We start from the raw sequence: 19,506 nt of genomic DNA on the forward strand, positions 1-19,506 counted from the left end.
CTCCTCTAAATATCGTCGTCAGATAAATCTTCTGATGATTGTGTTGTATCAAATACTTTTATAGCATCAGTTGCTTCTGTTGTTATCTTTTTCTGCAAATCCTCATTTGATAAACTGTCTTTCGACAATGTTGCGGTTAAAGCCATTGGGAAGTTCATTCCTCCCATTACCAAGCTACCTTGCAACTTGCCGTGCTTGCTTAGAACGTTGCAGACGGTTGTCAGTGGACTACCACCAATAACATCAGCCAAAATCACAAATTCTGAATCTTCAGGAAAATCGCTCATCATACCTTCAAAACGTTTCTCCAGTGTGGAAGCTGCCTCATCTTTTTTCAAACCAACGGCAACTACAGATTTAACAGGATCTCCAGCAAACATACTCAATGTTTGTCTTAATCCTTTTGAGAAATCACCGTGACTTACAAGTAATAAATATTTCATTTTATTTCTTCCATTCTGTAAAACACGTATGTTCCACAGAAAACGGTAGTCGGCATCGGTAAAGAATCTGTTTTGTTATATTCATCTACTGTGGTTTTCGATACCGTTAAGGAAGTACCCCCTTTCATTTGAGTTACTGTAGACCGCTTCTATTCATCTGGACTTAAATAAATATAACGCTTACAATGTCTATATTAATCACAGTCAAGTAAAAAGTCACCAGTACGTTGTGATTAATTATCATCGTTAGTGCTTAAGGAGTGATTATTTTGGATGCATTAGAAAAACTATATACCGCAATATTGCAACGCTTTCCAAATGAACGTATTACAACTAAACAAGCCGCAGATGCTGTTGGATTAACCCGTGGTGTTACAAGCAGTTACCTTTCTAAATTGGAAAAAAAAGATAAGCTTAAAAAATCAGGAACCAGACCTGTTTACTGGCAAATCAAAAAAGACCCATCGGCCTTCGATAACTTAATCGGGGCTGATGGGAGTTTAAGTTCTGATATTCAGCATGCTTTAGAGGCAATTGTTTATCCGACAAACGGCTTGCCAATTTTTATTACTGGAACACCGGGAAGTGGCAAACGTACTTTTGCTCGTGCTATCTATCAAGAAGCAATACGTCGAAAAGAACTGATTAAGAATGCTGCTTTTCAAATTATGGATTGTATAAACTACAAGGATCAGTCCGAAAAATTTCGGAGTGACCTAACTGAAAATATCGACAATTTCAAAGATAAAGAACCCAAGCAAACGGGGTATTTATACATTAAAAACCTGCAATCACTTACTAAAAATGACCAACATTATCTTTTCAATACTACTAATCAACAGGATTCTTCCGGACCTCGATACATTTTCTCAGCTACAGCGGATATTGATAAACTAGACAATGCTTACTTCAAATCAGCCGCAGTTCATATTACCCTTAGACCATTAAACCAACGTCCTTTTGCGGAACGAATCGCTTTTATAGCTATGTTTTTACAACAACAAGCTAATCAAACTGGTCGAGGAATCATGATTTCTCCTAGCAAATTAATTAAACTTTCCACTATTAAACAAATCAATAATATTCGCGGATTGAATAATTACATTCAACTCTTATGTGCTGAAGCATATGCGCATACGCCTGAAGGGGATTTGTTATTTATCAGTGACGTTTCCGAAAAATCCATCCACATATTGCCAAACCAACAAATGGTAACGGACAGCATTCGATCACTAACTAACAGTTCGTTACAATTGGGCACTACTTTAACATCCCTACTCAACAAATTGACGGATTCAGTTCAACGTGGCGAGACCATTTCCGAGCAGTATTTCCTTGTGATTAAAATCATTAATCAATTAAGCACTGCAACCAGTGAAGAACTCCTAAATCCGTCCATACAGAGAATTAAAGACTTAATTCATAAATATATCACTCATCCATATGGTGTAACTTTTCCCAAAGATGAGACTTTCTGGAGAAATATCACGCTCGCATTCGTATTTGCCAACCTATATGACGACAATATTGCGGGTTCTGAAAAGGTGCCTCATTTACAAGAACAAGTTAAGGAACACTATCCACGATCCCATTATCTATTTCATAAACTACTAGAAAAAACTCTTCCTAGACGAGTAGATAGTGAAGCTTATTACTTACCTTTCTTCATATTGATGTATCAATGTGCTGATGAAATTGAGGCCGTCCGCTATAATGCAATTTTGCTTGCTCACGGTGAACATACCGCATCAAGTATTCAACAAGTCGTCAATTCATTGTGTGGAAGTTACTTTTTTGAAGCTTTCGACATGCCAATCGATATTTCATTGGAGCAGATTAATACTTACGTTAGCAAATATCTTGAAAATCAACCTAGCTCAACACAAGGAAATATCATCTTATTCGATATGGGATCATTGCGCCAAATGTTTACTAAGATTAAGCGGACTTCGAATCAAGAATTGCTAGTTGTGAATAATGTCACTACTTCAATGGCATTGGACATTGCACTTCGAATCCAACGAAACGATAGCTTTCAATCAATCGCTGAGGCCAGCAAGAAATATAGTTTAAGCACCGACGCACAATATTATGAAGGCCTCTCAAATAAGAAGAATATTATCGTCTCTTGTATGTCTGGTGTAGGACTATCAAAAGAATTGAAGAAACTTATCGACTCAACACTTTCACCTTCACTCGAAGTTATTGCGCTTGATTATAAAAAGTTGCACGAGTTATTGGAAAATAATGATCAGCAATTCTTCTCAAATACATTGTTGATTATGACGACGTCTGATGTCAGCGACAGTCTCGATTTGAATATCATGAATATTTATAATATTTTCGATAAAGTCACCTCTTCAAAACTTCAATCAATTTTGTTAAACGCTGGCGAAACTAAAAAATCGACCACATCCCTAATTGATCAATTACTAAGATTCTTATCAATTGAAGGTATTCGCGGTCGATTACAGATTTTAAATCCCGATATTGTGATTCAAGATAGCCAAGATGTAGTTTCTCATTATGAAAACTTTTATAACGTCAAATTCGAAGCTAGACTTAAATTAAACTTGTACATGCACCTTTCATTAATGTTTGAACGTATGCTGATGAGTCGAAGCAACTCTGAATCGGTTATCAAGCAAGAGTCTCTAACTGATAAAGAACGTGACTTCTTCTCACTTTCACATGGCATTTTTAAACCAGTTGAGCAGAAGTTTAACATTAAGATTCAAGATTACGAAATTGAACTTTTGTATCAATTGCTTAAAGATTTTATTTTTATTAATTAGACCCCAAATTATGAAATCGGTTACTTTTGATATTGATATATTTATAAAATTCTTCTATTCTTAAATTATCCGTTAGTTAGGACAATTTGTTATAGGGGGATTTTTTTTATGAGATTAACCAAATCAGTAGCTTTAATTGCTACTCTAGCAGTGGCATCGGTTGGTGGATTGCTCGTTACACAGCACGACGCCAAGGCATCTACAGTCGCTACAACAATCACCAAAGGGCCGGCTTGGCTTTACACCTCTGAGGGAAAAATGATTACTGATCGAGCCCTTGCACCAAATACTAAATGGGCAGTTGGTAAAACCATTACTATCAACGGCGAGAAACTTTATCAAGTCGCTACCAATGAATATTTGAAAGCTAGCGATTCTTCATTATCTGGCGGTAATGTTCAAACACAGCAACCTGCTCAAGCTGCTCTAATTGGAACGGTTACGACACACGGAGGCACGCTGACAATCAGTAAGCGACTAGATGACCTTTCCGACAACATCTTACCTGAAGGTTCACAATGGCAAATTGGAAAATACGTTGTAAATCGACTCGGGAAGAAATACGTTCAAGTTTCTGGCGATGACTACGTTCCTATCACCCATATGAAATTCAACAAGGCACTGCCTGAACCAACTTCAGACCCTAATCTATATTATTACTGGCAAATGGATCCTAAATTGAATCCTGGATATACTCCAAATACAGACTATTAGAAAATATGAGGAACAGATGATGAAAAAATCTAGATTAACTGGTATCATTGCTGCTTTATTATTAGCTACATTCGGTGGATTTATTTCGACACAAAATCAAGTTGATGCAGCTAAGAGACCAACATTTTTCGTACGCAAAATCACTAGACTTTATACTTCTGAGGGTAAATTAATCAGCAATCGTGCTTTAGGACCATATACTAGTTGGGCCGTCGGCAAACTTGGTTTCATTGACGGCGCTGAATATGCTCAAGTAGCAACTAACGAATATGTTTTTATTGGAGATGGTCAACTTGAGAATGACCCAAATGTTGAAGTCCAAATAACAAATTACAAACCCGACATCAACAAAATTAATGACTATGTTGTTAAATATGTAAATGCTATTCATGCTGCTAATGGAACACAACCAGTTCATGGATCGACCGAACTCATTAATTATGCCAATCAGAGAGCAGCACAACAAACTAATGGTCAATTGAGCCATTCAACTGCAACTCGTGAGATGTCAGAAAACTTATCTAGTTCTGGCTATGATTATCTTCTTCATTGGGGATATGTTCATTCAGACAGAGATGTAGCCTATTATTTACTAAAGAGCTGGTATGACGAAACTTACAATATGGGAAGCTACTTAGGAACCCGTGGTCATTTTGGACACAGAGCTGCCATAATCTATTCCGGACCAACCGTTGCAGTTGGTATGTCTAAAGATGCTTCATCTTTCGTTGCTGACTGGGCACCAGGTAATGATTTCATGAATCTCTATAATTATACGGGAACTTCGCCAAACACTAAATTTGTTTCCAAAGATTCCGTTCAATAAAAAAGAAGGAAAATCCTCTGCGATTTTCCTTCTTTTTACTTGCTATAAGTTAGATAAGCAATTCCATTAACCTTCTTGGCTGATTCCAAGTTAAACTCTTTGAACTTAGTTTTGTCAGAAAAGAGCGGAATACCACTACCCAAAACGATTGGAACGATACCGATTTGATAACTATCAATCAAATCACTATTTACTAGTGGAGCGATAATACTGCTTCCACCGATAATCCAGATGTCTTTTTTTGATGGTTGCCCCTTCAGCATCTCGACTAAATCAACAACGTTGTCCCGGATAAAGTTAATATTACCAAGGCTTTCAGTTGGATGGGTCGTTAAAATATAATTTTCAAACGAATCATACGGATAATTATTAGGTGATAATTTATTGGATACTTGCTCATAAGTTTTTCGTCCCATCACCACTGTATCGATATGCTTAGTTAATCTTTCATATTCACGATCGGTCGTTTCCCCCGAAGTAAAGTCACTATCAATTAAAAAATCAATATTGCCATCTGTTTCAGCAATAAAGCCATCCAAAGTTTCAGCGATAAATAATATAACTTTGCGTGCCATGATTTTGTCCTCCAATTGACCTATTTAGTTGAAACAATTATATAATCAATTGGCGGTAAATACATAACTTCAAGCAATATTTTAATTTTACTTTTTGTCATTTATTTTATTTCTGCAAATTATTCTATCTATTAGTCTCGATTATTGTTATACTAAAACCGATGCAGCTTTTATAAGTGGCAATCTCAGTCACTTTGTATCGGGAAATAGGCAGGTGTGGTCACCTGTCTATTTTTTTGCGCTTTTTTTCAGAAATTAAAAAGGAGGACTTGGGCTGATTAATTCCCAAATCCTCTATTTATTTACTACTTTTCTGTAGAATGACGCTCTCCTAACAAGAAATCATCCTTATGCTCAAACATATATTTAACAGTAATTGGTTGATGCCCTGTCAAATTATGAAAATCACTGACTGGAACATCCAAGTATCCTTCGCGAACAGTCGTACCAAATGTAACCATCCCTTCAGAAGTTGCTTGAATTGGACTCTTTGAAAAATCACCATCAGTATTTCTAGGAACGCCAATGCTATCAAAGTAATCATATAATTCTTGGTCAGTCTTCTTAATATACTTGATATTGTTGCCAGTCTCCTTATTACCAACTTCCAAGAATTTATTATACGTAAATGGCTCGTGACCATTAATATTCAAAACTGCTCTATGATAAAAGTCATCATTTAATGCACAAGCTGCACTCAAGGCTGCATCACGTCTAGAAATAAACCAAACACGTCCGTCACCCATATTTTTCTCAATCGTATCTTCGTGACTATCAACCGCACGCATATAATCCGAAATAAACGCCTCAGCAAAGAGTGAATTACGTAAGAAAATATAATCTAAATCCGTATTTTGAATTATAGATTCTGTATAACCATGGTCGGCATTCTCGACACTTGGGTTAAAAGGATTTCCAGCGGATAAAACCGACGTATAAATAACCTGTCTAACTCCTGCTTTTACACAAGCATCCACAAAATTTTTATGAGCTTTACGACGCTTCTCACCAACAAAAGGCATCGAAATCAATAAAACTTTATCAGCATGTGCATAGACTTTAGCCAAACTTTCCGGCGAATTGAAATCTGCCACGGCCGTTTGAATACCTTGGTCGGCATAAATCTTTAATTTGCTTTCATCAGGTGCGGTGAATACTAATCTTTCCTTAGGAATCAATTGCTGAACATACTCAACGACTAATTTCCCAAAATTACCATCGACACCATTAACAAAAGTTTTTTGCATTAAAAAATACCCCCAATTGTTATTTTGACGTATCCAAACATGCTAGATTGACCGTTTAGTTGTCAATTAAGCATAAATGTTTACGCTTACACAATAGCTAAATTTTAACACCTCTGTCAATAACAAAAAAGAGCCCTGAATCAAATTCAGAGCCCCTTAATAGTTAACAATTTTAGTTCCAGCATCAGATCCATAGACAATCTTCTGCACATTTTTCGTAATTTTGGCAATTCTTGGGAACCCACTAAATCCGCTTTGATTATGACCATTGGTCAAAACAACCAGAATATACTTCTGACCATCTGGCATCGTCACAATCCCCGCATCATTATTGACATCATCGAGAAAACCAACTTTATCTTGAACAGTTGTCCCAGCATCGGCTGCGGCAGCCCCAGCAGGAATCCCATCACGATAAATTTGTTTGCCCATCAATTTCAAAATTTTAGCTCGGTCGGATTTATTTTTAAACACACCGGTTCCTGACTCGAGGTCTTGCAACAACAGCTGCAAACTATAACTTGTCGTCAGTGTTCCTTGACCAGTTTGGAAAACGCCCGAATACCAGCCTTGATTGCCCGCAAACTCATTTAAAATATCCGCGCCATAAATATTAATCTGATTTTCCGAAAAATCATTTGCACTTTCAACAATCATTCGATTGAATCCATCCACATTGGAATCCGTCCAACTAAAATTGCCATGCAACTTTTGATTCATTAAAAACGCCGCAATGTAAAGCTTATACGTACTAGCAGCGGTTTGTGCAGTGTGAGCATTAGCCTCTACTTGTAAGCTACCTTTCTTATAAACGTCGGCGTACTTGCCATCGGCTGCATCACTATCCTCAGTAGCGCCTAAATTATAAAAACTAACACTAGTGGTGCCATCTTTCGTCACACTGTTCAAATAACTCGTCAAGTTGTGTTTGATAATGCGTTGCTTCTTTTTAATCACTTGATTAGTTTTGACATTATCATTACCACTTGAAGCATAAGAATTATTAAAATAGTAACCTAGTCCCCCTGCTAGCAGAACCACCACTAAAATAATTCTTAAATATTTTTTTATATTCCTTCTTTTAACTCTTATGTGATCACCTCATCTCAACGCTTACATATATTTACTAATAACCTCTTAAGTAACTCAATTATACGAGCTACAACCGTAAATGTTTTATACAATTATGTTACATATTTTTAAATATACGATTTTTGATTTAAATCAATTTTTAATTAATTTGGCACCTTATACTGAAGTCATTAAATGAAAAGAGGCTTTTCAAATGACAGCAGTTAAGGACTATTTAGACGAGCGCCACGATAAATTGGATTTCTATACTCGAGCAATTACTAACGCACATGGACAAAATCATCCTGAGGTTTTCGACGTCAGACAACAATATGTTAAATTATGCTTAGATGCCGGAAATAACAAGAACCTCAACGATAATTTTGCCAAATTACGTCAAACTACTAAGGATTATGCGATTCCCGGTGATGTCTGCCCTGTCTTTGAAGCAACTTATCACATGTTGAAGACAGCCGATGCTATCAATGCTCAAGTTTAGAACGACAAAAACCACTCAACTATAAATTGAGTGGCTTTTTTAATTTAGAAGTTGTTTTCAATCATTTTGGCTAACCATTTAATTAATCGTTTCATATAAGCTTCAGTTTCATCAATAAACGCCATATGACGGCTGTGAGCAAACAAAGTCCATTCAACATTGGGCAATTGATCGACCATCGTTTTAGCAACTAACGGCGTGCATAAATCGTCAGTTCCACTCGTTACCAAGGTTGGTGTGATGATATTTTTCAACTTATCCGTGTAATCATAATCTTTCAAATTACCAGTTGGAAAATATTCATTGGGACCCCAAGCGGTAACATAAGCTACTTCCCCACTGATTTTTTGACGACGTAAAAACTCTGGAGACTGCTCTGTGATAGGGCCAGAGGCATGTTGTAACATGAAATGTTCATTGGCTTTTAAATATCCCGATGAAGTATAATTTGCCGTTGACTCTGCTTTGGCAATTGCCACTTGATCTTCTGGAGACATGAATTTAATCATTCGATGCTGTTCTTGAGCCCATAATTTGGACGAAGATAAAGTGCTGGCAAGAATCAAACTTTTCACACCTTGAGGATTATGGTCGCACATATAAATTATCGCCAACATCCCACCCCAAGATTGACCTAACAAATGAACTTGCTTTAGCCCTAAATAATCACGTAACGTTTTCAACTCAGCTACCCAAGTATCAGCGTTCCACAGACTTTTATCATCAGGAATACTGGATTTTCCACAACCAATCTGATCATACATAACTACTGGTCGACCAGTTTCTTCGGCTAATTGGTCAAAGACTTCAAAATAATTGTGCGTTGAACCTGGACCACCATGTAACAGCAATAACGGTGTCTTCTCGGAGTCCAAATCACCGACAATTCGATAGTAAGTTCTGTATTCACGAAATGGCATGTAGCCTGTTTGGATTTTCAATTTAACTGCCTCTTTTCACTTATACAATTATCATAGCAAAAAATGCCTCAACTAATTTAATAGCTGAGACATTATTCTTTTATCACCTATTGATCAATACCAACTGAAATATCGTGATATTTATCAACATCTTTCAAAGTATTAGTAAGTTCCTTTTTAATCCCATCAGTCGCGAAAGTTCCCAATGGCAAGTGTTCTGGAACAATTTCATTATCAGTTACCATGCCAAAAATTGTTTGAGCAATCAATTCCGGACTACCAGGTGTTTGTGTGACACCATTTGAAGCACCATCGACCATTCCAGCAAATTTACTATAATCTGAGATTTCAACTGGGGCTGTCTTGCCAGCATTCCACTTAGTTCTGGCACCACTAGGTTCAACGTTCATCACTTGAATACCCAATGGAGCAACTTCTTGGCGCAAAGCATTGGAATAACCTTCTACCGCAAATTTAGTTGCACTGTACCAACCTAAAGTTGGCAACGAAGTAACACCTAATGCGGATGAAATGTTAACAATTACACCTTGCTTTTGTGATCGCATAATTGGCAAAACTGACTTTGTCACATTGCCCAATCCGAAAACATTAACCTCAAACATTTGTCGAACATCGTTCTCGTTACTTTCCTCAATCGTTCCAAAATATCCTAAGCCAGCGTTATTGACCAATACATCAATTCCACCGAATTTATCCTTGGCTGCTGTAACTCCTGCTTGAACTTGTTCTTCATTCGTCACATCCATAATCACCTTAGCCACACGTGTTGCATCAAATGCGTCTAAATATGCCAAATCAGCCTCTTTACGGGCAGTCGCTATCAAGTTAGTGTCCGCTTGTTTGGCGACGACCTGAGCCAATTCCTTACCGAATCCACTAGAAGTTCCTGTAATCATCCATGTTTTTGTCATTAATATTTCCTCTATTTTCTAATTCATTTTCACCATGTCCAGTATTCTACAAGTTAGAGGTCACTCTAAGTCAAACATTTTAACTTATTATCGAATTCGTAAAACCGTAAGACGCCATGGGCATCTTTTTTTAGTTTTCATAACAAAAAAAAATGGAGGAATTATCTAATGACATTAGATATTAGATTTACAAAGATTATTGCAGAATTAACGGAGGATTTGGAAATTCAAACTGGATTAGTTTTGACCGGTGCTCAGAAACGAGAATTAAATATAAAACAGCACGTAGTTCTCAAGGAAGACGAAATAAAGCCTTACCTAGCCGATATCAAAGAATATCTTCGCAATACCGAACCTAGCGAACGTGTTTGGGATTGTTACAATGTTTTATCCAATAACACATACATCATCGCTATTCACTTGGTATCACCTTTCTTTAGATTGGATACTTCCGATCTAAATGGATAGTAAAAAACCTCAACCGTAATTGGTTGGGGTTTATTTTTTTAAACTTATTTACCAGCGACGACGATCACTCTAATTTGATTTGTGAGCTTTTGCTAGCTTTTATTATTGATTGTAAGATTAATTATTCGGCAAAATCCTCAGCAATATAAACGGTTTTATCTGATGTAACGTATACGCCAACACCAACTTTTCCCGCCTTAGAATCAAGCATTCCAGTGTAATGAGTCCATTTAGACATATCAGTCTCACTACCTTCACCTTCGCCTCGGAAATTATCCATCATTACATATGCTAATTGCTCCGGTGTCTCAACTGATAGATCATTCCATGGTGTCAAAAACAGATTTTCACCTCTAGCAACATATGATGGTGCCACTTGTTTTAGTTCAGCATACCAATGATTACCGTCTGCGCGAATATGCGTGAAATTAGTAACACTTTCGTTTGCACGTTTCATAGCAATTTTAGTTAATACTGAATCTAATACTACCGGACCTGAGCCTTTTGAAGCACGGGCATCATTGATTGATTTAACAACAGCTGATTGAATGGATGCAACACTTGCAACTGGCTGATTCTTACTTGAATTATTACTATTAGTATTCACATCGGGTACTGTTACTGATGGTGTAGTATCCGTTGCAGATGAACTATCACCATTAGTGCCTAAATTACCAGAACCAACGACCGCAAAGTCTGAGAACTTAGTATTTGTACCAAAGTCAGCGATATAAGTTGGGTTAGTCATAGGTTGTGTGTACATCAATTTAGATGCATCAGCGTATTCATGCGTTGAAACTTGCACAAATTGTTGACCATTTTTATTGACGACATACTCACCAATTGCCCATTCTGAATTTGGAGCCAATGAACGGTTAGCCATACTGTTAGTGTCATCACGATAAAGTGCCAACATACTCATAGCTTTACCAGCTAATCTTGGTGCATGGCTTTGTTGTTGACCATTGAGAGAAGAATCAGCAGCACGAAGATATTCATTAGTTGAAACTTGATACATCTTCTCACCGTTAATTGTCGAAATTTTGCCAACTTGCCATGCAGAATTTGGTGACAAAGCTCGGTTACTAATTTTTTCTCCTTGCGGTGTGTACAAACGTGCAACTACACCTGAATGAACTGTCGCAACAGTTGAAGCGCTAACTTTTGTGGAAAAAGCTAGTACTCCAGTTGTTGCCATTGCCAAAGCAGCTACGATAGCTGTTGATTTAGTCATAAACTTCATAATATTTACTATCCTCGTCTAATTGATTATCTCAAACCTAGGTATGGCTCAAATCCAATTGTTTCAACGTTTGAAGGTGTCTTGTTCAATTGAGCATCCTTAGCATTAACAAAAGTACCTAGACCAACTTCATAGAATGTATCCTTACCATTTGTAACAACATGGCTAACTCTCCAAGCACTGTTTGCGCCAAGTGTTTGATAGTGAGCTGGATCACCCTTTGTAGCTGAGAAGTACAATGGAGCACCGTTGTTACCTAATGTAGCAACTAGACTTGATGAAGGTGCTTGTTGTGGTTGACCTGAAAGTATTGAATCTGAAGCTTTTAAATATTCGTTTGTAGCAACTTGATACATTGTGACACCGGCGATTTTGCTGATAGTACCAACACGCCATTTTGTGTTTTGTGCCAAAGCACGGTCAGTAACCCAAGCACCATTTGAATTATAAAGTTGTGCTGTAACGCCTGATTTAACTGTTGCGACTGTGGCAGCATCTGCTTCTGTAGAATTGCTTGATAAACTTGTTACTGCTCCTGTTGCTGCCATTAATAATGCGGCTGCTAGTACTGCTGATTTTGTAAGTTTCATGATAAATAATCCCCTTTTAAATTATTTGATACCATTATTTTACTTGTAAAACTTTATTTTAATCCTGCTGGATTGCAGGCATTTTATTAGCAACTGACTGTACAAGTTGCTTTTGAGCATCTGTTGAATAATAAGTACTTTCCAAATCATTCAAACTGATAGAATGCTCAATCAAAGGTGCCGTTGCTGTAGAATCTCCGTGGCTATAATCACGGGTATAGTAATTCACGACTTCACCATTAATCACATAACCAATGGTAGAAGTTGCAGTCCCAATTCCAATTTCGTATTTACCATTATCAAGATAAATACTCAACATATCTTCTTTCGAAAGATCATCACCCGGCAAAGCCAATTGATGAACCATAACACCAACTAACTTAGGATCTGAAGTCAATTCCGTAGTTTTCTTATCATTGGTTGATGCTTGACTATTACCTGTATCTGAATCTACGGTGGCTACTTTTCCGGCAACAACATCATCAAAACCTGACTTCAATTTGGTATTTGCTGTCTCAGTCAGATTAGGTTGTCCATCACGACTTTGGTCAACCAAAACAATTGGTTCTCCATTATGAAAGGCAAAGAAATAAGTAATGTGATTGGGAAGTGGTGGAACGATGCCATTGTAGTTATAAATGGCAACAACATTGTATGTATATTTATTGCTACCATCTTTGCTCCACCCAATTGAAGAATTTGAACCTTCAACCGTTACTTTGGACAAATCATCTGGATAGACAATGTCAGTACTTGTCTTTAATGAATCAGTTCCATTGTATTTCGAATATTCTTGTTTCATCGTTGGACCCCATTGATCCATAAATGATTCTAAATGAGTGTCCTTATCCTTATCCCAAAGCGCGCTAGTTTTTTCAGTGCTAGTTTTAACCTTTTGACTCTTCTTTTTACTGACCGCTGTAGTCATTGTCTTTTTGCCGGACGTATCCTTCTTACTCTGACTCTGATTGCTACATCCCGAAACGGCAATACCACCACTAACCAGTAAAACGGCGAGCGCAGTTAATCCCTTTTTACTCATGATTATTCCCCTATCGTCGATTAAAAAAGTATTCCGTAACTAAAAAAAATATTCTTAATTAAATATCCATTTTGATTATACAACTATTTATAAATAAATAAGCACCAACTTTTCAATAAAAGAATATTTTATTTATAATTCTAAAAACTAATCGTAAAAAAAGCTCTGACCATATCGATCAGAACTTTATCTCATACTCAAAAGCCATCTTTTTATAGTAATCCAATTCAATGAAATCAGTTGGTCTAACTTCTCCAGCATCTTTTTCAAAGAATTCTAAGCCCGCCAATTTCAACATCTTGTAAACAAACTGCGAGCAGAACATAATATTTGGTCTAAATGAATGCTCGGCAACCAATCCTACTAGATTATAAGCACTGCCCTCTTCATTAATTTCGGCAACTTTTTCAATTAAAATTTCTTTCTGTTTACGAGTGACTGGCAAACTATATATCAAAACTGACGCATCATCTTTTTGATGAAAATACTGCACAGCCTCAGCGTTCATCCCCGGAGGATACACATTATTTCCACCATTGTAACTAATAATCGTATTAAGATCTCTATCAAAAGATAGTGACACGTGATTATACTGTTTCTGCGTAAATTGCGAAATTATCTTACTAGCTGGACTTCCGGTATTGGAAACAACCAAATAGATATGTCCATCATCCAAACTAGCTTTAGCCGATTCAAAATAGTAATCGGTCAGACTGCCCTGGTTGATATAACGTGTCGAACTGTGCCGTGGAATGTCTTCCAAAACTGTCTTCATATGATCCATCGAAACACTTTTCTTCATATTAGACATACTCTGCATCATCGACTTAATCCGCTGCGAATTATCACGTAATTCCTCAAAACTGATGGCAGTGACATCTTCAATCGTGGGCATGTAAAACTTAGTGTACAATCAAATCATAACAAGCATCCACCAACACACTGTTTGAGGAAAGGAATTTTATGATGAATCTACGTGATAAAAAGTTTGTCTTCTTCGATATGGACGGAATCCTAATCGACACTGAAGGTTTATACTACTCAGCTCGTAAAGAAATCCTAGCAAAGTATGGCTTCCCATTCACAAAAGAAGATAACCAACATTACATTGCCAAAGGGTTCCCTGATACTAAACGTCGTCTACAAGAATTAGCTGGTGATCCAAAACTTGGCACAAAAATTTTTGATGAATCAATGGAACGCTACCACGACAAAGTTTTAGCTGGTGAAGTGACCCTTAAATCTGGTGCAATAGAATTACTAACATATCTACAGGAACATAATATTGCTCGTTACATAACTTCATCTTCAACAAAAGAAATTTTGACGCTCAACGCCAAAAACACTGGCATAACAGACTATTTTACCGACTTAATCAGTGGTGACGATGTGAAAAACAACAAACCAGCTCCCGATATTTATTTACACGCATTAGATGTCACTCACGCCAAACCTGAAGAAGCAGTAATCTTTGAAGATTCCAACAGCGGAATCGAATCTGGACTAGCAGCCAAAATCGACGTAATAATTGTCCCTGATCTAGTTCAACCTAAGCCAGAATTGGCAAAACAGGCCGTGGCAGTTCTTCCAAATCTAAAAGAATCAATAAAACTATTTGAGCAATAATATAATGGCACGCAAAAAAAGACTGAATACATATCAGTCTTTTTTTATACATATATATATATCGAATTAGTCGGAAGGACTGAGGATATTTACCCGCTGTGGGTGTGGCGTTATGGCTTTAGCCATTACACCACCGGGCGAGTTTGGAGACTTGCGGTTTTTGCAAGGCTTCAAATCGAGGTTCGAGACCGCACTATGGCTCGAACCGGTCCGCATAGCGAGTTAAATATTCTCAGTTCTGGAGACGCCTACAAATCTTCAATAATCTTAAATTCACCATGTTCCAAACTCTTGTTAGTCAAACATTTCTTAACCGCAACTGCCAGATCAGAAGGCACCACATCCAACATTAAATCATTGGAATTTATCTGACGTTCATTGGATGAAGTATTCAAGACAACCAATAATTTCTTATCGTCTTGCCAATAAACATATCCAATTCCGTAATTATCCAGATAAAATGGGGCAAACTCCGCCTCATCAATCCAGCTATTACGTGAACGCCAATGATACAGATGCTCCACTGCCTGTTGCAAACTAGTATTGAGATCATCCCAAGGGAAGAAAGCCCGGTTCTCGGGGTCTTTTCCACCAGTCAAACCAGTTTCATCCCCGTAATAAACACAAGGCACTCCGGGCAAAGTGAACAGCAATCCAAATGCCTGCTGGAGCCAATCATTATTGCCATGCAAGGCGGTTAAAATTCGTCTCGTATCATGACTACCAATATTATTAAAATTATATTTAAAAACAGTCTGTGGATAATTTTCTTTTAACGTCATCAACTCTAACCACCACTCAGATGGCTTCAAATCACCCGTCAGCACCCGAATTATCAACTTGCGTAATGGATAATTCATGACTGCCTGCAACATGCCACCTTCCAAGTAATGACGTCGTTTGCCGTAAGCCAATTTATGCGAGGCATCTTCCCAAACTTCACCGATTAAAACCTTGTCAGGATACTTGTCCAATGCTTGTCGAATACCCAAGATAAATTCATCAGGCAACTCATCGGCAACGTCTAAGCGCCAGCCATCAACACCACGGCTAGTCCAGTAGTCAATCACCGAGTCATCGCTACCATAAATAAAATTCTGATAGTCAACATTTTCTTTATTAACCGTTGGCAAATCAGTGACGCCCCACCAGCTGTCATATTCTTGCGGATACTTAGTAAAAGTAAACCAAGGATAATAACGACTGTCTTTCGACTGGGTAGCACCAAGTGTTTCATACGTTCCAGATTGGTTGAAGTAACGTGAATTAACTCCTACATGGTTAAAGACACCGTCCAAAATAACGTGCATCCCTGCTTCGTGAATTTTCTTCACCAAGCGGTCAAAATCAGTCAATGTACCCAACATCGGATCAATTTTGAAATAGTCACTCGTATCATAACGGTGATTACTCATTGCCTCAAAAATCGGACTCAAATAAATGACTGTCACGCCTAATTGCTTCAAATAAGGAATCTTTTTTTCAATCCCGAGTAAATTACCACCATAAAAGTCCCAACGAACAACTTCTTGTTTATTGTTACGAATATACATTGGCAAATCGCTCTTTTGACCATAAATAAAGCTATTAGGTTTCGGATTATTAATGTGACCATCAGAATTTCCATTGTTGAAACGATCGACAAAGATGTGATAACCCAAGCCATGTTTATACCAATCAGGAATCCTTTCCACATGGCTCATAACAGTTAGCTGATACATTTGGACATCTGAACGCTTCAAATAAATCACGCCTTCACCGCCAAAGCCACCATCTAAACAACCATAGAAACAACTTTCCTGATTCGTAATAACTTCAAAATAGTAGAAAAACAAACCTGAAGACTTGGGTGTAAATTTAGTCTGATAAGAATGTGGTCCCAAGTTCATCTGCAACTGATGTTCCGTATCCCAGTGACCATCTTGCGCCACATGCAGGATAACTTGTTGAATATCATTGCTGGAATGAACTCTTATATTAAAATCAATCTCGGTTCCTTCGACCACTGCGCCGAATGGAGCTTTTTTTGACGTTTCAAATGAATCGTACTCAATCACAATACTCATTGCATGGGCCACCTTATTTCAAAATCCGCTTATATGGAACTTGCCAAATATCTTCAGCGTAACGAGCTACTGAATAGTCAGCTGAGAACGTTCCAGATGCGGCAATATTAGCCAAGGATTTCTTCTGCCAAGTTTCAACATCTTTGAAATCTTGGGAAATTTGTTTCTGCTGTTTGACGTAATCGGCATAATCAGCCAAGACGAAATATTCATCATTATATTGTAGTAATGAATCGTAAATCTCACGGCCTTCAGTCGAAATACCCGGAATCATATTGGTAATTAAGCAATTAACAACTTTTTGTAACTCGGGATTAGCATCATAAATGGCTCTTGAACGATAGTCATTACGATGATAATATCCGTAAACATCACTCGCTGTGAGCCCAAAAGTATACTCATTTTGCTTACCGGCAGCCCGAATAATATCAATATTGGCACCGTCCATTGTGGCCAATGACAAAGCACCATTAGTCATCAATTTCATATTGCTGGTACCAGATGCCTCTTTGGAAGCCGTGGAAATTTGTTCACTGACATCGGCAGCTGGGATAATCAATTCACCCAATGAAACGCCATAGTTTGGCACAAAGACAACTTTCAACTTGTCGCCAATATCGGGATCATTGTTGACTAAATCAGCTACAGCATTGATAACCTTGATAACTGACTTGGCGTAATGATAACTAGGAGCTGCTTTGGCACCAAAAATGTGAACTCGTGGTGTAACTTCAGCTTTGGGATTATTCTTAATTTCCAAATACTCACGAATAATCTCTAACATATGCAAAACTTGACGTTTATACGCATGTAGTCGCTTGATTTGAACATCAAAGATAGCATCAGTTCGAATCGTAATACCCATTTCTGACTGCACGTAATCGGCCAAACGTTGCTTATTTTCTTTCTTAACATCAACTAATTGATTCAAAAACTTCGTATCGCCTTCAAAGGCTGACAATTCCTGCAACAATTTTGGATTGAAATGCCATTCTTTACCAATCTTACTGTCAATCAACTTAGTAAGCGGTTCGTTAGCAACCTCCAACCAACGACGTTCGGCAATACCGTTAGTCTTATTGTTGAACTTTTCAGGGTAAATTCGATAAAGATCGGCTAAAACATCTTTTTCCAATAACTCGGTGTGTAATGGCGCAACTCCGTTGACACTGTGACTACCAATAACAGCTAAATAAGCCATCCGGACTTGTCCATCACCCAAAGGAGCGGTGCGGTCAACAATATCCTCACCGAAAACAGGAATTTTGTCAGCACGATAACGACGATTAATTTCCTCGACGATTTGATAAATTCTAGGGAGCAAGCCTTGGAACATTGGAATTGGCCACTTCTCAAGTGCTTCTTGCATAATTGTGTGGTTGGTATAACTCATAGTTGAAGTCGTTATTTGCCAAGCTAAATCCCAAGGACAGTCATGTTCATCCATCAAGATACGCATCAATTCAGGGATTACCAATGTTGGATGGGTATCGTTGATATGAATCGCAACTTTTTGGGCAAAACGCTTGAGGCTAATGTGGCCAGATAGATAATGACGGACAATACTTTGCACACCAGCTGAGGAGAAGAAATATTCTTGGCGCAAACGCAACGAACGTCCCTCTTCATTACTATCGTCTGGATACAAAACTTTTGTAATATCATCGATATTGTCACGTTGTTTTTGTGAATAATACTTTTCTTCCGCGCTTGGTGGCAATTCAGCTGACCATAGTCTCAACGTATTCGTCACTACATTGTGATAGCCAATAATGCCAGTATCATAAGGTACTGCCAGCACATCATCGGTATGATCATAAACTGGTTTCAAACTGCCATCTGCTTGTTCTTGCATCCAAACGTGACCGCCAAACCTAACTAAACAAGCCCGATTTTCACGTCTGACTTCCCAAGCATCCCCGTTACGTAGCCAATCATCAGGCAATTCAACTTGATAACCGTCCATGAAGACTTGCTTAAATAGACCATAACGATAACGAATTCCGTTACCATTACCAGCCATTCCAATACTTGCCATTGAATCCATGTAACAGGCGGCCAATCGACCCAAACCACCATTACCAAGTCCAGGATCGGGCTCAGCTCGAACAATTTTGTCGAAATCTAGGCCTAAATTTCTAATACCTTTTTTGACGACGTCCGTAATGCCCAAATTGAGCATATTTGATTTAAGAAGTCGTCCGGGCAAAAATTCGATTGAAAAATAATATACTTGTTTGACATCATTTTTACGGTAACTTTTCGAAGTATCCGTCCAGTTCTCACTGTTATAGCGCTTAATTAAATGTCCCAAAGCCATGTATTGCTCCATGGGTGAAGTGTCTTTCAAGTCCACCGCATATGTAGCCCTAATTTCGTTAATGTAATCTCTGACAAACTCGGCTTCTTTTAATTCCATTTTTATACCTCTGTTATTCTAAGAGATGCA

Annotated in this window: 18 protein-coding genes; 6 read left to right on the forward strand and 12 right to left on the reverse strand. The window is 37.8% G+C overall.

The features are described 5' to 3' along the window. Nucleotides 1-5: 5 nt before the first annotated feature. A complete protein-coding gene (locus tag AAA923_RS06940) occupies nucleotides 6-443 on the reverse strand; it encodes a PTS sugar transporter subunit IIA (protein ID WP_338215793.1) in 438 nt (145 codons plus the stop codon). A gap of 269 nt (nucleotides 444-712) precedes the next feature. Here AAA923_RS06940 and AAA923_RS06945 point away from each other — a divergent pair, with 269 nt between their 5' ends. From AAA923_RS06945 to AAA923_RS06955, 3 genes are all read left to right on the forward strand, one after another. Next, nucleotides 713-3,238: a PRD domain-containing protein gene (locus AAA923_RS06945; RefSeq protein WP_338215795.1), complete on the forward strand. Its 2,526-nt coding sequence runs from the start codon at nucleotides 713-715 to the stop codon at nucleotides 3,236-3,238. A 108-nt stretch (nucleotides 3,239-3,346) separates the two neighbouring features. Next, complete coding sequence (locus AAA923_RS06950) at nucleotides 3,347-3,952, forward strand: SLAP domain-containing protein (protein ID WP_338215797.1); 606 nt, start codon at nucleotides 3,347-3,349, stop codon at nucleotides 3,950-3,952. 16 nt (nucleotides 3,953-3,968) lie between these two features. Then, on the forward strand, nucleotides 3,969-4,778 hold the full coding sequence (locus AAA923_RS06955; RefSeq protein ID WP_338215800.1) for a CAP domain-containing protein: 810 nt from the start codon (nucleotides 3,969-3,971) through the stop codon (nucleotides 4,776-4,778). Between the two features lie 35 nt (nucleotides 4,779-4,813). On the opposite strand, the gene AAA923_RS06960 is transcribed toward AAA923_RS06955, so the two are convergent. The 3 genes from AAA923_RS06960 to AAA923_RS06970 form a co-directional block, all read right to left on the reverse strand. After that, nucleotides 4,814-5,353: a dihydrofolate reductase family protein gene (locus tag AAA923_RS06960; protein ID WP_338215802.1), complete on the reverse strand. Its 540-nt coding sequence runs from the start codon at nucleotides 5,351-5,353 to the stop codon at nucleotides 4,814-4,816. 305 nt (nucleotides 5,354-5,658) lie between these two features. Further along, on the reverse strand, nucleotides 5,659-6,600 hold the full coding sequence (locus AAA923_RS06965; RefSeq protein ID WP_338215805.1) for an NAD(P)H-binding protein: 942 nt from the start codon (nucleotides 6,598-6,600) through the stop codon (nucleotides 5,659-5,661). Between the two features lie 156 nt (nucleotides 6,601-6,756). Next, complete coding sequence (locus AAA923_RS06970; protein WP_338215807.1) at nucleotides 6,757-7,641, reverse strand: serine hydrolase; 885 nt, start codon at nucleotides 7,639-7,641, stop codon at nucleotides 6,757-6,759. Between the two features lie 244 nt (nucleotides 7,642-7,885). On the opposite strand from AAA923_RS06970, the gene AAA923_RS06975 reads away from it, so the two are divergent. Next, nucleotides 7,886-8,170: an iron-sulfur cluster repair di-iron protein, ric gene (locus AAA923_RS06975; RefSeq protein WP_338215809.1), complete on the forward strand. Its 285-nt coding sequence runs from the start codon at nucleotides 7,886-7,888 to the stop codon at nucleotides 8,168-8,170. A 44-nt stretch (nucleotides 8,171-8,214) separates the two neighbouring features. Here AAA923_RS06975 and pepI read toward each other — a convergent pair whose 3' ends face one another. Together pepI and AAA923_RS06985 are read right to left on the reverse strand one after the other, a co-directional pair. Next, complete coding sequence (gene pepI, locus AAA923_RS06980; RefSeq protein ID WP_366150648.1) at nucleotides 8,215-9,111, reverse strand: proline iminopeptidase; 897 nt, start codon at nucleotides 9,109-9,111, stop codon at nucleotides 8,215-8,217. Between the two features lie 86 nt (nucleotides 9,112-9,197). Next, complete coding sequence (locus tag AAA923_RS06985; protein ID WP_338215811.1) at nucleotides 9,198-10,022, reverse strand: SDR family NAD(P)-dependent oxidoreductase; 825 nt, start codon at nucleotides 10,020-10,022, stop codon at nucleotides 9,198-9,200. A gap of 168 nt (nucleotides 10,023-10,190) precedes the next feature. Here AAA923_RS06985 and AAA923_RS06990 point away from each other — a divergent pair, with 168 nt between their 5' ends. Continuing rightward, the gene (locus AAA923_RS06990; protein ID WP_338215814.1) at nucleotides 10,191-10,490 is read left to right on the forward strand and encodes a hypothetical protein; all 300 of its coding nucleotides are present in this window, start codon (nucleotides 10,191-10,193) and stop codon (nucleotides 10,488-10,490) included. A 121-nt stretch (nucleotides 10,491-10,611) separates the two neighbouring features. Here the strand turns inward: AAA923_RS06990 and AAA923_RS06995 are convergent, their stop codons facing one another. The 4 genes from AAA923_RS06995 to AAA923_RS07010 all read right to left on the reverse strand — a co-directional run bounded on the left by AAA923_RS06995 (nucleotide 10,612) and on the right by AAA923_RS07010 (nucleotide 14,278). After that, nucleotides 10,612-11,733, reverse strand: coding sequence for a CAP domain-containing protein (locus AAA923_RS06995; protein ID WP_338215817.1), 1,122 nt, complete (start codon nucleotides 11,731-11,733; stop codon nucleotides 10,612-10,614). Nucleotides 11,734-11,759: 26 nt separating this feature from the next. Beyond that, nucleotides 11,760-12,323 (reverse strand): SLAP domain-containing protein, encoded by a 564-nt coding sequence (locus tag AAA923_RS07000; protein ID WP_338215818.1) that lies wholly within the window; start codon nucleotides 12,321-12,323, stop codon nucleotides 11,760-11,762. Between the two features lie 58 nt (nucleotides 12,324-12,381). Then, on the reverse strand, nucleotides 12,382-13,365 hold the full coding sequence (locus AAA923_RS07005) for an Lreu_0056 family protein (protein ID WP_338215819.1): 984 nt from the start codon (nucleotides 13,363-13,365) through the stop codon (nucleotides 12,382-12,384). Between the two features lie 178 nt (nucleotides 13,366-13,543). Next, nucleotides 13,544-14,278: a hypothetical protein gene (locus tag AAA923_RS07010; RefSeq protein ID WP_338215820.1), complete on the reverse strand. Its 735-nt coding sequence runs from the start codon at nucleotides 14,276-14,278 to the stop codon at nucleotides 13,544-13,546. A gap of 50 nt (nucleotides 14,279-14,328) precedes the next feature. Between AAA923_RS07010 and AAA923_RS07015 the strand changes: the two genes are divergently transcribed. Then, entirely contained in the window at nucleotides 14,329-14,991 is a 663-nt protein-coding gene (locus AAA923_RS07015) for an HAD family hydrolase (RefSeq protein WP_338215821.1), read from the forward strand. A 248-nt stretch (nucleotides 14,992-15,239) separates the two neighbouring features. Here AAA923_RS07015 and AAA923_RS07020 read toward each other — a convergent pair whose 3' ends face one another. Together AAA923_RS07020 and AAA923_RS07025 are read right to left on the reverse strand one after the other, a co-directional pair. Next, nucleotides 15,240-17,051, reverse strand: coding sequence for a glycoside hydrolase family 13 protein (locus AAA923_RS07020; protein ID WP_435890168.1), 1,812 nt, complete (start codon nucleotides 17,049-17,051; stop codon nucleotides 15,240-15,242). Between the two features lie 19 nt (nucleotides 17,052-17,070). Next, nucleotides 17,071-19,476: a glycogen/starch/alpha-glucan phosphorylase gene (locus AAA923_RS07025; RefSeq protein WP_338215825.1), complete on the reverse strand. Its 2,406-nt coding sequence runs from the start codon at nucleotides 19,474-19,476 to the stop codon at nucleotides 17,071-17,073. Between the last annotated feature and the right edge of the window lie 30 nt (nucleotides 19,477-19,506).

Source organism: Companilactobacillus muriivasis, assembly GCF_036246245.1.
Lineage (GTDB): Bacteria > Bacillota > Bacilli > Lactobacillales > Lactobacillaceae > Companilactobacillus > Companilactobacillus muriivasis.